The 15,094-nt window shown below is 69.0% G+C and carries 16 protein-coding genes; 13 read left to right on the top strand and 3 right to left on the bottom strand.

The annotated features are described in order from the left end of the window. Window positions 1-184 precede the first annotated feature (184 nt). Window positions 185-382 (top strand): hypothetical protein, encoded by a 198-nt coding sequence (locus SSP08S_RS40280; protein ID WP_019073325.1) that lies wholly within the window; start codon window positions 185-187, stop codon window positions 380-382. A 347-nt stretch (window positions 383-729) separates the two neighbouring features. On the opposite strand, the gene SSP08S_RS40275 is transcribed toward SSP08S_RS40280, so the two are convergent. After that, window positions 730-936, bottom strand: a complete 207-nt coding sequence (locus SSP08S_RS40275; protein WP_019073324.1) for a hypothetical protein — start codon at window positions 934-936, stop codon at window positions 730-732. Window positions 937-1,456: 520 nt separating this feature from the next. Here SSP08S_RS40275 and SSP08S_RS63820 point away from each other — a divergent pair. From SSP08S_RS63820 to SSP08S_RS40265, 3 genes are all read left to right on the top strand, one after another. After that, complete coding sequence (locus SSP08S_RS63820) at window positions 1,457-1,723, top strand: DUF6083 domain-containing protein (RefSeq protein WP_281176164.1); 267 nt, start codon at window positions 1,457-1,459, stop codon at window positions 1,721-1,723. 385 nt (window positions 1,724-2,108) lie between these two features. Further along, a complete protein-coding gene (locus SSP08S_RS40270) occupies window positions 2,109-2,537 on the top strand; it encodes a hypothetical protein (RefSeq protein ID WP_158697278.1) in 429 nt (142 codons plus the stop codon). A gap of 458 nt (window positions 2,538-2,995) precedes the next feature. Further along, window positions 2,996-3,988, top strand: coding sequence for a hypothetical protein (locus SSP08S_RS40265; protein ID WP_019073322.1), 993 nt, complete (start codon window positions 2,996-2,998; stop codon window positions 3,986-3,988). An 11-nt stretch (window positions 3,989-3,999) separates the two neighbouring features. Here SSP08S_RS40265 and SSP08S_RS40260 read toward each other — a convergent pair whose 3' ends face one another. After that, the gene (locus SSP08S_RS40260; RefSeq protein WP_245608054.1) at window positions 4,000-4,524 is read right to left on the bottom strand and encodes an ABC transporter permease; all 525 of its coding nucleotides are present in this window, start codon (window positions 4,522-4,524) and stop codon (window positions 4,000-4,002) included. A 200-nt stretch (window positions 4,525-4,724) separates the two neighbouring features. Between SSP08S_RS40260 and SSP08S_RS56830 the strand changes: the two genes are divergently transcribed. The 7 genes from SSP08S_RS56830 to SSP08S_RS40225 all read left to right on the top strand — a co-directional run bounded on the left by SSP08S_RS56830 (window position 4,725) and on the right by SSP08S_RS40225 (window position 12,616). Further along, a complete protein-coding gene (locus SSP08S_RS56830; RefSeq protein WP_019073320.1) occupies window positions 4,725-5,378 on the top strand; it encodes a SigE family RNA polymerase sigma factor in 654 nt (217 codons plus the stop codon). Window positions 5,379-5,380: 2 nt separating this feature from the next. Further along, complete coding sequence (locus SSP08S_RS40250) at window positions 5,381-6,181, top strand: hypothetical protein (protein ID WP_019073319.1); 801 nt, start codon at window positions 5,381-5,383, stop codon at window positions 6,179-6,181. Between the two features lie 57 nt (window positions 6,182-6,238). Then, window positions 6,239-7,198: a hypothetical protein gene (locus tag SSP08S_RS40245; protein WP_051106076.1), complete on the top strand. Its 960-nt coding sequence runs from the start codon at window positions 6,239-6,241 to the stop codon at window positions 7,196-7,198. After that, window positions 7,195-8,382 carry a GMC family oxidoreductase gene (locus SSP08S_RS56825; RefSeq protein WP_245608053.1) on the top strand — a complete coding sequence of 396 codons (1,188 nt, stop codon included), beginning with the start codon at window positions 7,195-7,197 and terminating at the stop codon, window positions 8,380-8,382. The genes SSP08S_RS40245 and SSP08S_RS56825 overlap by 4 nt, the downstream gene beginning before the upstream one ends. 70 nt (window positions 8,383-8,452) lie before the next feature. After that, window positions 8,453-9,838, top strand: a complete 1,386-nt coding sequence (locus SSP08S_RS40235; RefSeq protein ID WP_019073316.1) for a twin-arginine translocation signal domain-containing protein — start codon at window positions 8,453-8,455, stop codon at window positions 9,836-9,838. 251 nt (window positions 9,839-10,089) lie between these two features. Then, entirely contained in the window at window positions 10,090-11,538 is a 1,449-nt protein-coding gene (locus SSP08S_RS40230; protein ID WP_245608052.1) for an alpha/beta hydrolase-fold protein, read from the top strand. A gap of 103 nt (window positions 11,539-11,641) precedes the next feature. After that, entirely contained in the window at window positions 11,642-12,616 is a 975-nt protein-coding gene (locus tag SSP08S_RS40225; RefSeq protein ID WP_019073314.1) for a cytochrome c oxidase assembly protein, read from the top strand. Window positions 12,617-12,623: 7 nt separating this feature from the next. Here the strand turns inward: SSP08S_RS40225 and SSP08S_RS40220 are convergent, their stop codons facing one another. Beyond that, complete coding sequence (locus SSP08S_RS40220; RefSeq protein ID WP_019073313.1) at window positions 12,624-13,232, bottom strand: TetR/AcrR family transcriptional regulator; 609 nt, start codon at window positions 13,230-13,232, stop codon at window positions 12,624-12,626. Window positions 13,233-13,337: 105 nt separating this feature from the next. Here SSP08S_RS40220 and SSP08S_RS40215 point away from each other — a divergent pair, with 105 nt between their 5' ends. Both SSP08S_RS40215 and SSP08S_RS40210 read left to right on the top strand, forming a co-directional pair. Then, window positions 13,338-14,141, top strand: coding sequence for an NAD(P)H-binding protein (locus tag SSP08S_RS40215; protein WP_019073312.1), 804 nt, complete (start codon window positions 13,338-13,340; stop codon window positions 14,139-14,141). Then, complete coding sequence (locus tag SSP08S_RS40210) at window positions 14,108-15,052, top strand: haloalkane dehalogenase (RefSeq protein ID WP_245608051.1); 945 nt, start codon at window positions 14,108-14,110, stop codon at window positions 15,050-15,052. Before SSP08S_RS40215 ends, SSP08S_RS40210 begins: the two co-directional genes overlap by 34 nt. Window positions 15,053-15,094 lie beyond the last annotated feature (42 nt).

Genomic DNA, 15,094 nt, shown 5'->3' with positions numbered 1-15,094 from the left:
TACAGTGGCGCGCTCCACCTGGACGCCAGGAACCACGCCCGCTCCACGGTGTGTGGGTCGACGGCGGACGGGATGGGAGCTGGGGGAGGTGGGTGGGCAGGTTCAGGGTTCTGATCCGCTCTCTTGGGTCTTCCGCCCGCCCCAGGCCAGCGCTACCCTCGCGCTGGCCGGAAGGAGCGAACTGTTGAGGGTGTTCTTGGGCCTGCTCGGCTTTGTGTTGAGCAGCCTGTCTTTGGCCTGCCTGTTCGGCATGGGCCTCACCTACGCGCCCTCGGCCGCGGTGCTGGCGCTGTTTGCCTACGGCTGTTTTTACGGGTGCTACAAGGGGACGGCGAATAGTTCCTCGACGCCAGATAAGTCGTTGCCGCCTAAGCAGCCCTGAGTGCAGCGGAACCCGCCTTGACTGGCTGATGAGACCGATCTGTGTAGAGCTACGGATCAGCCCCCGTACCCCAGCCGTGCCCGACCGAGCGGTAAGCCACGGGGAACACCGGGCAGCCACAGAGTCTGGGGCATGCGACCGTTCAAGCGGCGACGGCGAACTTGTCAAGTCCGCCCGTTTCCTGACACCCACGCCTGACACCAACAGCCCCATACACGGGCGGTCAGCGCCGAACCCCGGCGGACGATCCCTCGCGGACCACGGCCGGTCGACCGAGAACTCCAATCCCCTGGGATCGACCTGATAAGGAAGCGGACCAAGCGCAAAGCGTCCGTGTACAGCCCGGATCAGTCTTCGGCGTCGTGGTAGTAGACCGTAAGACTTGGCCGGTAGCCGTCTGCGGTGATCTCCGTATGTATGACGAGATCCTGAACCTCGACCAAGCCAAGGTCTTCGATGGAGTCTGCGACTCTACGGAGCAGCGCAGGCACGTCATCCTGCCCGGTTCCCTCCGGGTTGGCCTGGGAGAAGTGTTTGATCGTCCACGATTCCATGTGCTCATGATCGCGCAAGCGTCAGCCGTCAATGCTGTCCCGTCCAGGCGGACGATTTAGGGGTGCCGTACAGCAGCGAAGTACAGCAACCTCCGCGCCTCTGAACGGCCGTCACCCAGCCCAAGCAGCCGACTGACGTGCCTGACAGACCTCAGTGACCGCCCCGCCCGTAGTTCGCATCGAGGGGCAACAACTGAAGGGCCTCGGCTCCAGTCGAGGCCCTTCAGCACGTTCGGATCGTCGCTCGCGCACGTCGCCGCCGAATTAGGCCAATTCACGCCCTACTGAGATCCGGTCAGATTCGCTCACACTCGAACACATGGGGGCGATTCGGGATCGTGACCAGCTGGCATGCCATCGCTGCGGGGAGAGCAGCCCCAGCGTGCGTGAGCGCGGACGGTTCGGTCTCATGGCGAGCTACTGCGAGAGGTGCTGGAACACCTACGCCAACGAGATGGCCGAAGCCGATGGAGCCACAGCCCCGCCCAGACCGAACCCCGACCCGGACGACGTGACTTAGATCGAGCCGCCACGCTGCCCGGAATGCGGTGCTTTGGTTCGCGTGTACCCGACCACCTACGATCGGTGGGTCAGCCTCGCAATGGTGGAGTTGCCCGCGAAAGACGTCCCAGCGGCCTTCAGGTGGCGTTTGACGAGGGTTCCGGACCGATCCCCTGTCCCCACGGATATCGTGGCCGTACGGGTCCGTGGAATCGATCCGCTACCGAGCGAACCTGTCGTGCCGGCTCACCGCATGATGTGCGTCCCCGAGTGCGGTGAGCCGTAGATCGCGCGGCAGCGAGTCGAAGGCCCGTCTCCGTGTCCTCCGCGTGCCCGATCGAGCGGCGACCGGCGGGGAGTAGCGGGGAACGCCGACGAGCGACCCGAGAACCGGCAGGTCAAGGTCTCGGCAGGTCGGCCCCGCTCCGCATACGCGATCTTCCAAACTGGTGACATGCGGCAGCAGGTACACCTTGACTCGCCACTACAGACAATGCCAGGGCATCCCCCAGGCAGACTTACCCGGTGTCGCTAGGAGTGGAATGACAGTCATGTCACCAGTTGAACGACTTCTACGAATGTGTCCGCCCGATGCTTCACCGCAAGTGGTGGAGTGGGAGTTCCTGGAGTCCCAGCTCGGGTACATCCTTCCAGGCGACTACAGGGAATTGATGGCCCACTATCCGCTAGGGTCGTTCGACTCGTTCCTCGGACTCTGGCAGCCGATGTCGGCAGTCCCCACCGCCGATCTTCAGAACCAGATTAGTCGCGCCCTGGTGAATCTGAGCTCCATGCTGCGGGCCGGCGGCGAACTGCCCGCAGCGGAAGAGATGCTCGTCCCAGTCGGCGGCTCGGACAACGGGGACCGCATCTACTGGGTCCGAGAACCGACAGCATCCCCGGACACATGGCCCCTGGCCATCAACGAGCCCCGTGGCTACCGGTGGCACCACTACGACGGCGGTATCGCCGCCTTTCTCGTCGATGTTTTGACAACGGAGATCAGGGTCCCCTTCTTTCCGGCATCCTTCCCCAGTTCCACGCCCAACTTCCGCAAGGCCACATTGCGACCGCATCGACAACGCATGAGCGGTTCATGATGAGGCCCGAAGCTTGTAGCTCCAGGCCACTGGGCATGGTCACTCCCTGACGGCGTAGGCCGGTCCGAACTTGATGGTGATTTCCGAGACCCTACGGTGCCGACACCCGGGCCCGTCTCAGTTTCCGTCTCATTCAGCCACGTTCACCGCCGTTCAGAGGGAGCCAAGGGGTCAAACCATCTCGGCGGCTAGCCGACCTTGAACGCAGGTGAACGCCCTTGCACGAGCGCCACGACCCCACCACCACAGTTGGAAAGCGTGTTGGGGGCAACCCCTCACGAGTTCGAATCTCGTATCCTCCGCCAGTGCCTCACCGGGCACGATGTCGATGGGCCCCGCTGTTCGCAGCGGGGCCCATCGTCGTTGGCCTCAAGTCTCGTTGTCCACCATTGGCAACAATCGCTATTGGCGCACGTAGCTGCCCATGGCTCACTGGCGGCAGGCTCACAGGAGTGAAGATGATCAAGCGGGCGGGCTTCTATCGGGAGACCGGCGGCCGGATCACCATGGCTGATCACGCGCCGTCCCTGCGAGACGCCGTACAGGACAGCGGGCCCCGGGACGAGGACCTCGTCCTCGCCTACCTGGAATCGGCTCGGGAGATCTACACCACGATGGGCGCTCAGCGCGACGCCCTCGCCGGCGACGAGTGGATCGCGGGCTCCGAGTCCCTGTTGACCGACGGCACGTGGATCTGGCCGATCGACCTCGTGCACTACGTGCGCCGTCACCATGTCGCCCTACCGCAGGAGTTCCTGGAGCACATTCGGGCCAACAGCTACACCGCCCCTGCCGTACCCGACGAACGAGCCAGGCAGATCTTCCACGAGGAGTTCCCCGACAACGCCCCCGCCACGAACGCCTCCAGGACCGCCGCGGGCTTCTTCACCTGGTACGTGCCCAAGCTCGACGGCAGACGTGCACGCCGGCTCCTCACCCAGCTGGAGAACGCCGGGCTCTCCGCCGTGCACCCCCTGACGAATGCCCTGTTCGGGTTCCGCGAGACGCCGGTCGGGAACCGCGAACCCCTGATGGGTGATGGCACTGCCCTCGCCGCCGCACTGGCCGACGACCGCTACTCGAAAACCGAGTTCGCGTGCTGGAAGGGGTACGACCAGTCCCTGACCGGCATCGTGCGGCGCACGGACGAGACGACGCAGAGCATCACGCTGCGCCTCACCGACGTCCCCGTGTCCGACCGCGAGGAGGCGGTAGCGGCACTGGTGCGCATGCTCGACCAGGACGCGGCCGAGTGCAGCGGGTTCGTCATCGACCGGACCGGCGTTTCGGCCTCCCAGGACTGGGACCGCATCCTCACCGGCACGGGAGGGCACTTCACCGTGTGGCCCGACACCATCGGCATCCTCCGGAACCGCGTCGGCGACCACCCCGAGCTGGCCAACGGCAAACCGACCGCATACGGCCCGCTCGACGTCTTCCATCGCGTGTGAACGAGTCGCCGTCACGCAGGAGGAGCGAACGGGTTCTTCTCGTCCGGTGTCTGTGGGGTGGTCGTCCAGGCCGGGCGGGGTGGGAGTGGGGTCCAGTCGGGGCCCCGGTGGGTCAGCCACCACTGGCCTATGACGTGGAACTTCTCCTCGAAGCGGCGGTCCCAGGCGAGGAAGCCGGTGCTGGGGGACCGTAGCCGGGTCCTGCGGCCGTTCGCCTCGTAGAGGACGACCGTTCTGGTGCCCATGATGGATTCGATCTGGATGGACTGGATGTCGGCCCAGGGGATGGTTCGGCGGCGCAGGTTGCGGACCACGGCCGCGGACTCGGTGAGGGTGACGCCGAAGTACGCGGGGAGCAGGATGTCCAGGACCAGCAGGCCGAAGCAGACGGTCAGCCAGGCGGCCAGCGCGTCCGGGGGCGGTGAGCCGGTCAAGGACGCGACGAGGAGGGCCACACCGACGACGAGCATGGGGAACACGGGGCCCAGCCGTTGCCACACCGTCGCGCCGTAGCGCTGTCTCGGCGAACTGCCCACCACCGCACCCCCGTTGCCCTGTTGTCCTGTTGTCCCGCTTGTCCGTCGCGGTCGTTCATTGTCGCCATTGTTGCTGTGACCGGTGACCGTCGGCGAAAGAAATTCTCCGGACGTGACAACCTCCTTGGCCCGTGCGCCCGTTCCATGGGCATGAAGTGCTTCTCACCGCGCACCGCGCCGGTGCCGGGTGGAGGTGGCCTGTGATCCGGACGCCGGTCGGGCAGGACGTCTCCGGTGCCGGCGGTGTCGTCGAAAGCGGGCTGGACTTCGACGACTTCACGCGCAGCCGGCAGGCGCATCCGCGGCGTTCGGCCCATCTGCTGTGCGGGGACTGGCACTTGGCCGAGGACCTCACGCAGACGGCGTTGGCGAAGCTGTACGCGGTGTGGCGTCGGGTACGGCAGTTGGAGTCGCCGGACGGCTACGCCCGGCGGGTGCTGTACCGGACCTTCATCGACGAGACCCGGCGCCGCCGCTGGTGGGAGCGGGCGGGATCGGGGGCGCTCCAGGAGGACGTGGTGGCCCCGGTCTCGGATCCGGATCTACGGCTGACGCTGCTGGACGCCCTGCGGCAACTGCCGCCGCGCGGACGGGCGGTACCGGTGCTGCGGTTCTGGGAGGACCAGAGCGTGGAGGCCACCGCGGCGGCGCTGGGGTGCAGCGTCGGCGCGGTGAAGAGCCAGACCTCCCGGGGGCTGGGCACCCTCCGGCGCATCCTCGCCGAGTCCGGCAACGACCCCGGGATCGGCACTAGCACTACGACAGACACCGGCACCGGCACCGGCGCTGGCACCGGCACCGGCACCGGCACCGGCACCGGCACCGGCACTGACTATCTGCGGGCGGAGTGGTGAGCATGGCTGGGAAGGGCAGTGAACAGTTCGACCAGTTCGCCTACGAGTCCCAACTGAGCGACGTGTTCGCGGAGTTGGGCTCGGTCCCGGAGCCGCCCATGCCGGACCTCGTGCCGGGCGCGGTCGTGCGCGGCACGCGGCTGCGCCGGCGGCGGCGGGCCGGGGCGGCGGTGAGCGCCGCCGTCATGGCGGGGGTGCTCGCGCTCGGCGGGCACGCGCTGCTCGCGCCCCGGCCGCAGAGCGCTCCGACGCTCCCCGCGGCGGAGCCGACGGTCTGGTATCCGTCGCTGGAGCTGCTGCGGTCGATCCTGCCCGCTCGCTACGGCGCGGAGCTCGCGGCCGGGAATCCGCGCCAACCCCTGCGGCCCGGACGGTACTTCCGGGTGACCGCCTCCGACGGCAGCACGGCCGACCTCTACGTGGGCGTCAGCCGGACCGCCGTGGATCCGTCGTACGCCCACCCGGCCCAGGCCTGCCTGAACAGCAACGGCCGCGTGCTCGCCTCTCCGTGGAACGGCCTGACCTACAGGTGCAGCCTGACCAGGCGCGGTTCGGGCAGCGTGCTGCTCTTCTACGTGTCCGACATGGGACTGCCCAAACCGAGCAGCCTCCGCAACGAGAAATCCTTTGCGACCGGTGTCAGCTACCTGACCTCGGGCGGATGGACGGTACAGGTGATCGCGGGCTCGCTCGACGAGGCCGCCGACCGCGGGAGTCGCGGCCGTCCCTGGACGGACACTCCGCTGCTCCAAGTGGCCACCGACCCGCGCATCTTCGACGCCGTCAAGGAGACCGGCGGCTGAGCCGGCGCACCTCCGACACACATCTTGATCAAACCCGACGACAAGGATGGCATCGGCATGCCCAAATTTGGTACACCCGACATACGCAGCCCCCTGGTCACCGCACTCGCCGTCGGCCTGCCCCCCTTTCTCGCCGCCTGCGGCGGCGGCACAGGCGCCAAGTCGACCGCGTCCAGCGGCAGTTCGAGTGGCGGATCCGGCGCCGCCACCACGACCACGGCCAACGGCGCCGTACAACTCACCGTCCCCGACGGCGTGGACGAGGCGACCAAGCAGCAGTACATCGAAGAGAACGCCATCGCGGTCTGCATGAAGAAACAGGGCTTCACCTACACCCCGTACGTGCGGACCTCGGCGGCGGTCGATCCGCTCGCGTCGGTCGACGGGGAGGACTACGCGCGGGCGAAGCAGTTCCGGCAGAAGTACGGCTTCGGGTACTACGCCGGCGCCGTCTACCCGAACGACCCTGACGTCCCCTTCAGCAAGGCCGCGCAGGCCAAGCGGACCACACCCGTGGACCACGACGAGGACGGGCTGACCGAGGCCCAGAAGAAGGCCTACGACATCGCGCTGAGCGCTCCCCCGGCCAAGTCCAAGGCGGAGGAGAAGCCCGGTGGTTGCTCGGAGGTCGGGCGGGTCGCGGCGCACGGACCGGCGCTCAGCGCGGCGGCCGAGAAGAACGCGGAGAAGGCCCGCGACGACGCGAACCACGCCAACGGCCTCGCGCTCAACGGAGATCCCCAACTCGTGCAGCTCGCGCAGCAGTTCGCGACCTGTCTGACCGGTCAGGGCATCCCCGTCTCCACCACCCAGCCGACCGGCATGGTCGACATGGTGCGCCTCGACATCTCCCGGAAGCTGCCGGAGAACTTCATGTCGATGAGCAAGGAGACGGCGCTGCCCCTCCTCAACAAGGACATCGACATCGCCCTGAAGGACCTGGACTGCGGCAGGAAGTTCCGCGCCGCGTACTTCCCCAAGGAGAAGGCCAAGCCGTACTACGGGGAGGACGGATGAGCCGCCTGGAGGGAGAGGGCACGGGGCGGATCGGCAGCGGGCGTAGGCGACTTGGGCTCGTTGTCTCGGCCGTGGTGCTGGTCGGGGCCGGTGGGTGGTTCGCCGGGACGCAGGTGCAGTCGCCCGCCGACGCCGCCGCCGCGCACACGGCGCCGAAGGCCGGGCCGGTGACCGTGGCGGTCGTACGGCCGTCGCTCACCGCGAGTGTGGTGGCGACCGGGTCGGTCGACGACGGGCGGCGGGTCAGCGCGTGGACGGCGTTCGTCCAACCGGTGCTGGACAGCCCGCTGTTGACCGTGCTGACCGGTGCGCCGGTGGTGCGGGTGCTCGTCGAGGGCGGGCGCGCGTGCGGGGTGGAGGTGGTCGAGGGCGGCCGGACCGTCGCTGTACGGAGTGCGGGCGATGTGGTCCTGTCCGGCGGGACGATCGGCTCGGCGCAGTTGCTGCTGCTCAGCGGGATCGGGCCCGCCGACGAACTGCGGGCCCTCGGCATCGGGGTGGTCGCCGATCTGCCGGGGGTCGGGGCCAATCTGCACGATCACGCGCTCGCCCCGGTGGTGTACGAGTCGGCGCGGCCGGTGCCGGCGGGGACGTCCAACAAGATCGAGGCGCAGTACTTCGCGAAGACCGATCCCGCGCTCGCCGCCCCCGACCTCCAGCCGGTGATGTCCCACGTGCCGCTGCCCGTCGTAGGACAGGACGTGCCGGCGGAGGGGCACGGGTACACCGTCGCGCCGGGCACGATCCGGACGCTGAGCCGGGGGCGGCTGTGGCTGCGGTCCGCCGATCCGGGCGAGGCGCCCGCGCTCGATCCGCGGTACTTCGAGGAGCCGTACGACCTGCGGGCGATGGTGACGGCGGTCGGGCAGGCGCGGGAGATCGGGGAGCAGAAGGCGCTCGGCGAGTGGCGGCCGCGGGAGGTCGCGCCGGGGCCGGGGGTCGTGACGGACGACGAGATCGCCGCGTATGTGAAGCGGAACCTGGCCAGTTACCACCATCAGGTCGGGACGTGCCGGATGGGCACCGGGCCCGACGCGGTCGTGGATCCGCTGCTGCGGGTGCGCGGGGTGCCGGGGCTGCGGGTCGCGGACGCGTCGGTCATGCCGGCCGTGCCGTCGGGCAACACGCATGCGCCGACCGTGATGATCGGCGAGCGGTGTGCGGAGTTCCTGATCAGCGGCTGATCTCCCGTTGCGGGGCGCCCCCGGCCGGGTTGAGGTGGGGGCCGAACGCAGCTCAGCGAGGGAGTCCGTCGTGGTGGACAGGCGCAGGTTCATCGTGGGGTCCGGTGCCGTCGGCGCCCTGGCCGTGCTCGGCGGGACCGCCGGGTGCACGGCGCGGGCCGAGGGCGAGGCCGTGAGCGCGACGGCTCCGGCCGGCGGGCACGTCCGGGGCGCCACCGCGATCACCAAGGTCTACGGCGACGGGCAGAAGCTCATCGCGGTGGCGGTCGAGTACGACGCCGACATCGCCGGTTCGGCCCTGTCGACGTCTACGTTCAAGGTCACCGGCCGGACCGTCACCAAGGTCTGCGCGAACCGGTCCGCCGACCTCGCGGAGCGAGGCAGGGACGGGCGCTACGTCGTCGTCGAGATGTCGTCGGACGACAAGGCGGCGGCGCTGTGGGTGACGCAGCAGGGCGGCGGCACCGCGTCCAGTTCCTCGCCCGCAGGGACCTCCAGTGCGGCGCCCGGCGGAGGCGGTCCGAAGGTCGGGGACAGTACGCCGGGCGGGACGATCGTCGCCGCGAAGGCGACCGTCACCCAGACCGGCGCCGTCACCACCACCTCCGGCACCCGCTCCCCCGCGAGCGCCACAAAGGTGACCACGGGCGCGGTGAAGAACCTGATCGTGGACGACTTCCGGCAGTTCGCCTTCACCGACCCGGTGACGAAGCAGACCCTGAGGTACAACCTGTTCGTGCCCAAGGGCTACGACCCGCGCAAGCGCTACCCGCTGGTCCTGTTCATGCACGACGCGAGCGTGGTCAACGTCGCGACCGAAGGCCCACTCGTCCAGGGCCTCGGCGCGGTGTGCTGGGCCAGCCCCGAGGACCAGGCCCGGCACGAGGCCTTCGTGCTCGCGCCCGAGTACGACTCCGTCGTGATCGACGACAGCTACAAACCGTCGCCGCTCTTCGACACCACCGCGCATCTCGTGCGGGCGCTCACGAAGAAGTACAGCCTCGACGAGAAACGGCTCTACGCGACCGGGCAGTCGATGGGCGCGATGATGACGCTGGGCCTGAACATCAAGTATCCGGAACTGTTCGGGGCGTCTTTCGTCGTCGCCGGGCAGTGGCCGTCCGATCAGGCGAAGCCGTTGGCGGAAAAGAAACTCTGGATCGTCGTCTCGCAGGACGACGACAAGTCCTCCTCCGGCGAGAACGCCATCACGAAGGTCGTCAAGGAGCAGGGTACGGCCGTAGCGACGGCGGTATGGGACGGGCGGTCCACGGGCGCGCAGTTCGCCGCGGACGTGCGGAGCATGAAGGCGCAGAAGGCGCCGGTCAACTACGCCTCGTTCAAGTCCGGCACGGTCGTGCCGAAGGGCTCGTCGACCAGCGCGCACATGGCCACCTGGCACGTCGCGTACACGATTCCCGGCATCCGGGAGTGGGTCATGGACCGGTCCCTCTGAGTTCGCTCTGAATACGGCCTGTTTTCGTCGTCGAATTTCCGCCGCCGCCGAATCGGGGGAATGCGGGTCAATAATTGCGGCGCGATAACTCGCGCCAACTAAGGTTGCGCGAAGCGAATTCACCGGGACGACCAGGGAACTTCTGCGTCCCCTGTGAAAACGCTTCTTCTTTCGCCTATCGCTTCACAGATTGAGGCAGGACAGTGGCGCCCGGCAGCCCTGACAACCTCGATCGAAGGAGCTCACCTTTCATGGACAGGCGTAGGTTCATGGCCGGTACCGCGACCGCGACGGCGGGGGCCCTGGTGGTGTTCGCCGGCGCGTCCCCCAGCTCGGCGCAGGAGGCGGGCGGGACGACGGCCGCGACCGGTACGACCGGTACGGCCGGTTCGGGCGGTTCGGGCGGTTCGGGCGGTTCGGGCGGAGACCATGTGAAGGGCCTCACCGCCATCACCCAGGTCTTCGGCGCCGGGCAGAAGCTCGTCGCGGTGGCGGTCGAGTACGACAGAGAGATCGACGCGCGGACGCTCTCGACCTCGACGTTCACGGTCACCGACCGCACCGTGACCAAGGTCTACACGAACCGCTCCGCCGACCTCGCCGAGCGGGCGCGCTACGGCCGCTACGTCATCGTCGAGCTGTCCCCGGACGACACGGCGGCGGCCCTGTGGGTGACCCAGCAGGGCGGCGGCACCCCGCCCACCGGCGGGACCGGGACAGGTACCGGCACCGGCGACTCCGGCGGCGGGGTCGGGGCGGGCGGCCCGAAGGTCGGCGACACCACCCCCGGCGGCACCATCGTCGCGGCGAAGGCCACGCTCACGCAGGCCGGCACGGTCACCACGGCCCACGGCACGCGGTACCCCGCGAGCACCACGGAACTGACCACCGACGCGGTGAAGAACCTGATCGTCGACGACTTCCAGCAGTTCACCTTCAACGACCCGGCGACCGGCCAGACCCTGAACTACAACCTGTTCGTGCCCAAGGACTACAACCCGCGCAAGCGCTACCCGCTGGTGCTGTTCATGCACGACGCGAGCGTGGTCAACGTCGCGACCGAAGGTCCGCTGGTGCAGGGGCTGGGCGCGGTGTGCTGGGCTAGCCCGGAGGACCAGGCCCGGCACGAGGCCTTCGTACTGGCTCCCGAATACGGCTCGGTCGTGATCGACGACGACTACCTGCCGTCGACCCTCTTCGACGCCACCGCCAACCTCGTCGAGTCGGTGACGCAGCAGTACAGCATCGACCGCAAGCGCCGCTATACGACCGGTCAGTCGATGGGCGCGATGATGTCGCTCGGCCTGAACATCAAGTACCCCGACCTGTTCGCGGCGGCGTTCATCGTCGCCGGGCAGTGGCCCGAGGCGCAGGCCGCGCCGCTGGCGAAGAAGGACCTGTGGATCGTGGTCTCCGCAGACGACACCAAGGCCTACCCCGGCGAGCAGGCGATCACCGCGGTCATCCAGGAACAGGGCACGCAGGTCAGCACCGCGCTGTGGGACGGGCAGTCGACCGCGGCCGAGTTCGCGGCGGACGTGCGGAGCATGAAGGCGCAGCGGACGCCGGTGAACTTCGCCGCGTTCGAGGCCGGCACGGTCGTACCGACGGGCTCGACGACCAGTGCGCACATGGCGACCTGGCAGGTCGCGTACACGATCCCGGGCATCCGGGACTGGATCATGCGCCAGTCGATGTAGTCGACTCAATGGTGCTCCGCCACGGGGGCGGGTCCTGGCCGCGGCACTCGGCGGCATAGAGTGCTGCGGCAGGTCCGGCAGGCGTGGGTGGAGGTAGATCGCGATGGAGAACCTGCCACAGCTCACCGTGGGACGGCTCTTCTCCTCCTGGCAGGCGGACGTCCCCGCGCTGCTGGTCGTCGTACTCCTCGGCGGCCTGTACGGCTGGGGCGTCCTGCGGCTTCGTCGCCGGGGCGAGTCCTGGCCGGTGGCGCGGACACTCGCGTTCGCGGTGTTCGGCCTCGGCACGATCGTGGTCGCCACGATGTCCGCGCTCGCCGTCTACGACCGCGTGCTGTTCTGGCCGGCCGCCGTCCAGAACGTCCTCCTCGACCTGATCGCCCCGCTCGGCCTGGCCCTCGGCGATCCGCTACGGCTGGCTCTGCGCGCCCTGCCGGAACGCGCGGCGACGCGGGCGCAGGGAGCCATGACCGGCCGCCTGCTCCGGCTGCTCACCTTCCCTCTCGTCAGCACGGCCCTCGTCCTGACGACAGAACTGACGATCTACTTCACGCCGTACTTCGAGACGGCGTTGGCCAACGGCTGGCTGCACCAGCTCATGTACCTCCAACTGCTGCTCGCCGGGAGCCTGTTCGTCCTGCCCGTGCTCACCCGCGAGGAGGCGCTGCCCTCCTGGTGCACGCATCCGGTGCGGGCCGCGCTGGTGTTCGTCGACGGGATCATCGACGCGGTGCCGGGCATCGTGGTGATGACCCACGGCACGCTGATCGCCGGTTCCTGGTACCTCGCCCACTCGCCGTCCTGGGCGCCGGACGTCCAGCACGACCAGCAGCTCGGCGGCGGCGCGATGGTCGGCATCGCGGAACTGGTCGCGATCCCCTTCCTGCTCGCGATCCTGGTGCAGTGGGCGCGGACGGAACGCGTCGAGACGGTCGCGCTGGACCGGCGACTGGACACGGAGTTGGAGCGGGCGACACCCACGGAGGCCGCGGCATCGGCCGAGGGTCCTGAACTCGTCCGCCCCTGGTGGGAGACCGAGAACAGCGAGGTCGCGCAGCGCATCCGGGGACAGCGGTAGGAGTCGTTCAGGCCACGACCAGGGCGTCCAACTCCCTTATGAGCCGGGCCCCTTCGCGGGTCATGATCTCCGGGTCGCGCAGGGCGTTGGAGAGCAACGACATGCCCTGGTAGGCGGCGACGAGGGTGAGGGCGAGCCCCTCGGGATCGGCCGCGCCGAGCTGTCGGTACTGCTGCTCCACCCAGTCCACCAACCCTCGTATGACCTGCCCCGCGGCGAGATCGAGACCGTCCTCGTACCGCTTGTCCAGCTCTACGGCGAGGGTGCCCATGGGGCAGCCGTGGCGGGCCGCGATGTCCTTCTGGTCGACCCAGCCGCCGACGAGGGCCTTGAGGCGTTCGCGCGGGTCGGGGAGCTGGTCGAGCCGCGCGGTCAGGGTCGCGAGGTTGCCGGTGTGCTCGGAGAGGGCCGCCTCGATCAGCTCGTCCTTGGTCTTGAAGTAGTAGTAGACGTTGCCCGTCGGGACGTCGGCGGCACGGGCGATGTCGGCGATGGTCGTGCGCTCCACGCCCTGCTCGTGCAGGACCCGGGCGGTGGCGGTGGTGAGCCGCTGCCGCTTGCCGACGGCGACAGCGGCGACGGGCCGGGCGGGCCGGGAATCCTTTGAGTCAGTCATCTGACTAACTATAGACAATGGGCGGGTCGATCGTGCTAGCGTCATTCCCGACGGAGTTAGTCAGCCAACTAACTCATACATGCGTACGGCGACGGGGGTATCGAGATGATCGTGGTGACGGGTGCGACCGGGAATGTCGGACGGACGCTGGTGCGGTTGCTCACGGAGGACGGGGTCCCGGTGACGGCGGTGGCCCGGAACATCACCGGACCGGGGACGGTGGCCGCCGACCTGTCCGAACCGGAGAGTCTGCGGGGCGCGTTCGAGGGCGCGGACTCGCTGTTCCTGCTGGCGGCGGGCGAGCGGCCGTACGACGTCCTGGACGTGGCCAAGGCGGCCGGTGTCCGCAAGGTGGTGCTGGTGTCCTCGCAGGGCGCGGGGACGCGACCGGAGGTGTACGCGCTTCCCCGCCGATTCGAGACGGCCGTAAGGGAGTCGGGCCTCGACTGGACGATCCTGCGGCCGGGCGGGCTGGACAGCAACGCGTACGCCTGGGCCGAGTCGATCCGTGCCCGGCGCACGGCGGCGGCACCCTTCGGGGACGTGGGCCTGCCGTTCGTGGACCCCGACGACGTGGCAGCGGTCGCCGCGACCGTCCTGCGCGAGGACGCACACGCGGGCGCGACCTACACCCTGACCGGTCCGGCGCCGACGACACCCCGCGCGCGGGCGGCTGCCATAGCGGCGGCACTGGGCGAGCCGGTGACCTTCACGGAGCAGTCCCGCGCGGAGGCGTACGACCTGATGGCAAGCTTCATGCCGCTCCCTGTCGTCGAGGGCACGCTGGCCATCCTGGGCGAGCCGACCGAGGAGGAGCGGCGGGTGAGCCCTGATGTGGAGCGGGTGCTGGGGCGGGCGCCGGGCACATTCGCGGCATGGGCGGAGCGCAACGCGGCGGCGTTCCGATGACGACCTCGCTGGTAACCCACGTCCTCGACTCGACCATGACCCACCGGGAGTCGGGCACCGGAGCACCGATCGTCTTCCTGCACGGCAACCCGACCTCGTCCCACCTGTGGCGGAACGTCCTGCCGGGTGTGACGACCGGACGACTCCTGGCCCCCGACCTCATCGGCATGGGCGAGTCGGGCAAGCCGGCCATCTCCTACGACTTCGCCGACCAAGCCCGCTATCTGGACGCCTGGTTCGACGCGCTCGGACTGCGGGACGTCGTGCTGGTGGGTCACGACTGGGGCGGTGCCCTGGCCTTCGACTGGGCCGCGCGCCATCCGGACCGGGTGCGGGGCATCGCGTTCACGGAGACCATCGTCAAGCCGATGACCTGGGAGGAGTTCCCCGAAGGGGGCAGGGAGCTGTTCCGCGCGATCAAGACGGACGGCGTCGGCGAGGCCATGATCCTCGACGAGAACGCCTTCATCGAAGAGGCCCTGCCCGCCGCCTCCGCGACCCCACTCGCGGCGGCCGACCTCGCCGTCTACCGCGAGCCGTACCCGACCCGGGAGAGCCGGCGGCCCCTCCTGCGCTGGGCCCGCTCGATGCCGCTGGGCGGCGAACCCGCCGACGTCGTGGCCAGGATCGAGGCCTACGACCGCTGGCTGACGACCAGCCCGGACGTACCCAAGCTGCTGCTCACGTTCACACCCGGGGCCGGGACGATGACGACCTCGGACATCATCGCCTGGTGCGCCGCGAACATCGCGGCCCTGGAGATCGAGCACTACGACGCCGTAGCTGGGCATCACACACCCGAGGACCAGCCGGAGGTGATCGCCGGGGCGATATCGGGGTGGGTGGAGCGGCTCGGTCTTACGCACGGTCACAGAACGATCACGAGCAGGAAATCCGGGGTGAGCAAGTAGCAGCTCGGCGACAGAATGTGACCATCCGTCAGGGGGACGGTG

Origin of the sequence: Streptomyces hokutonensis (assembly GCF_000376565.1) — a bacterium.
In the GTDB taxonomy this organism is placed as follows: Bacteria; Actinomycetota; Actinomycetes; order Streptomycetales; family Streptomycetaceae; genus Streptomyces; species Streptomyces hokutonensis.
This window is presented reverse-complemented; position numbering and strand designations above follow the sequence as displayed.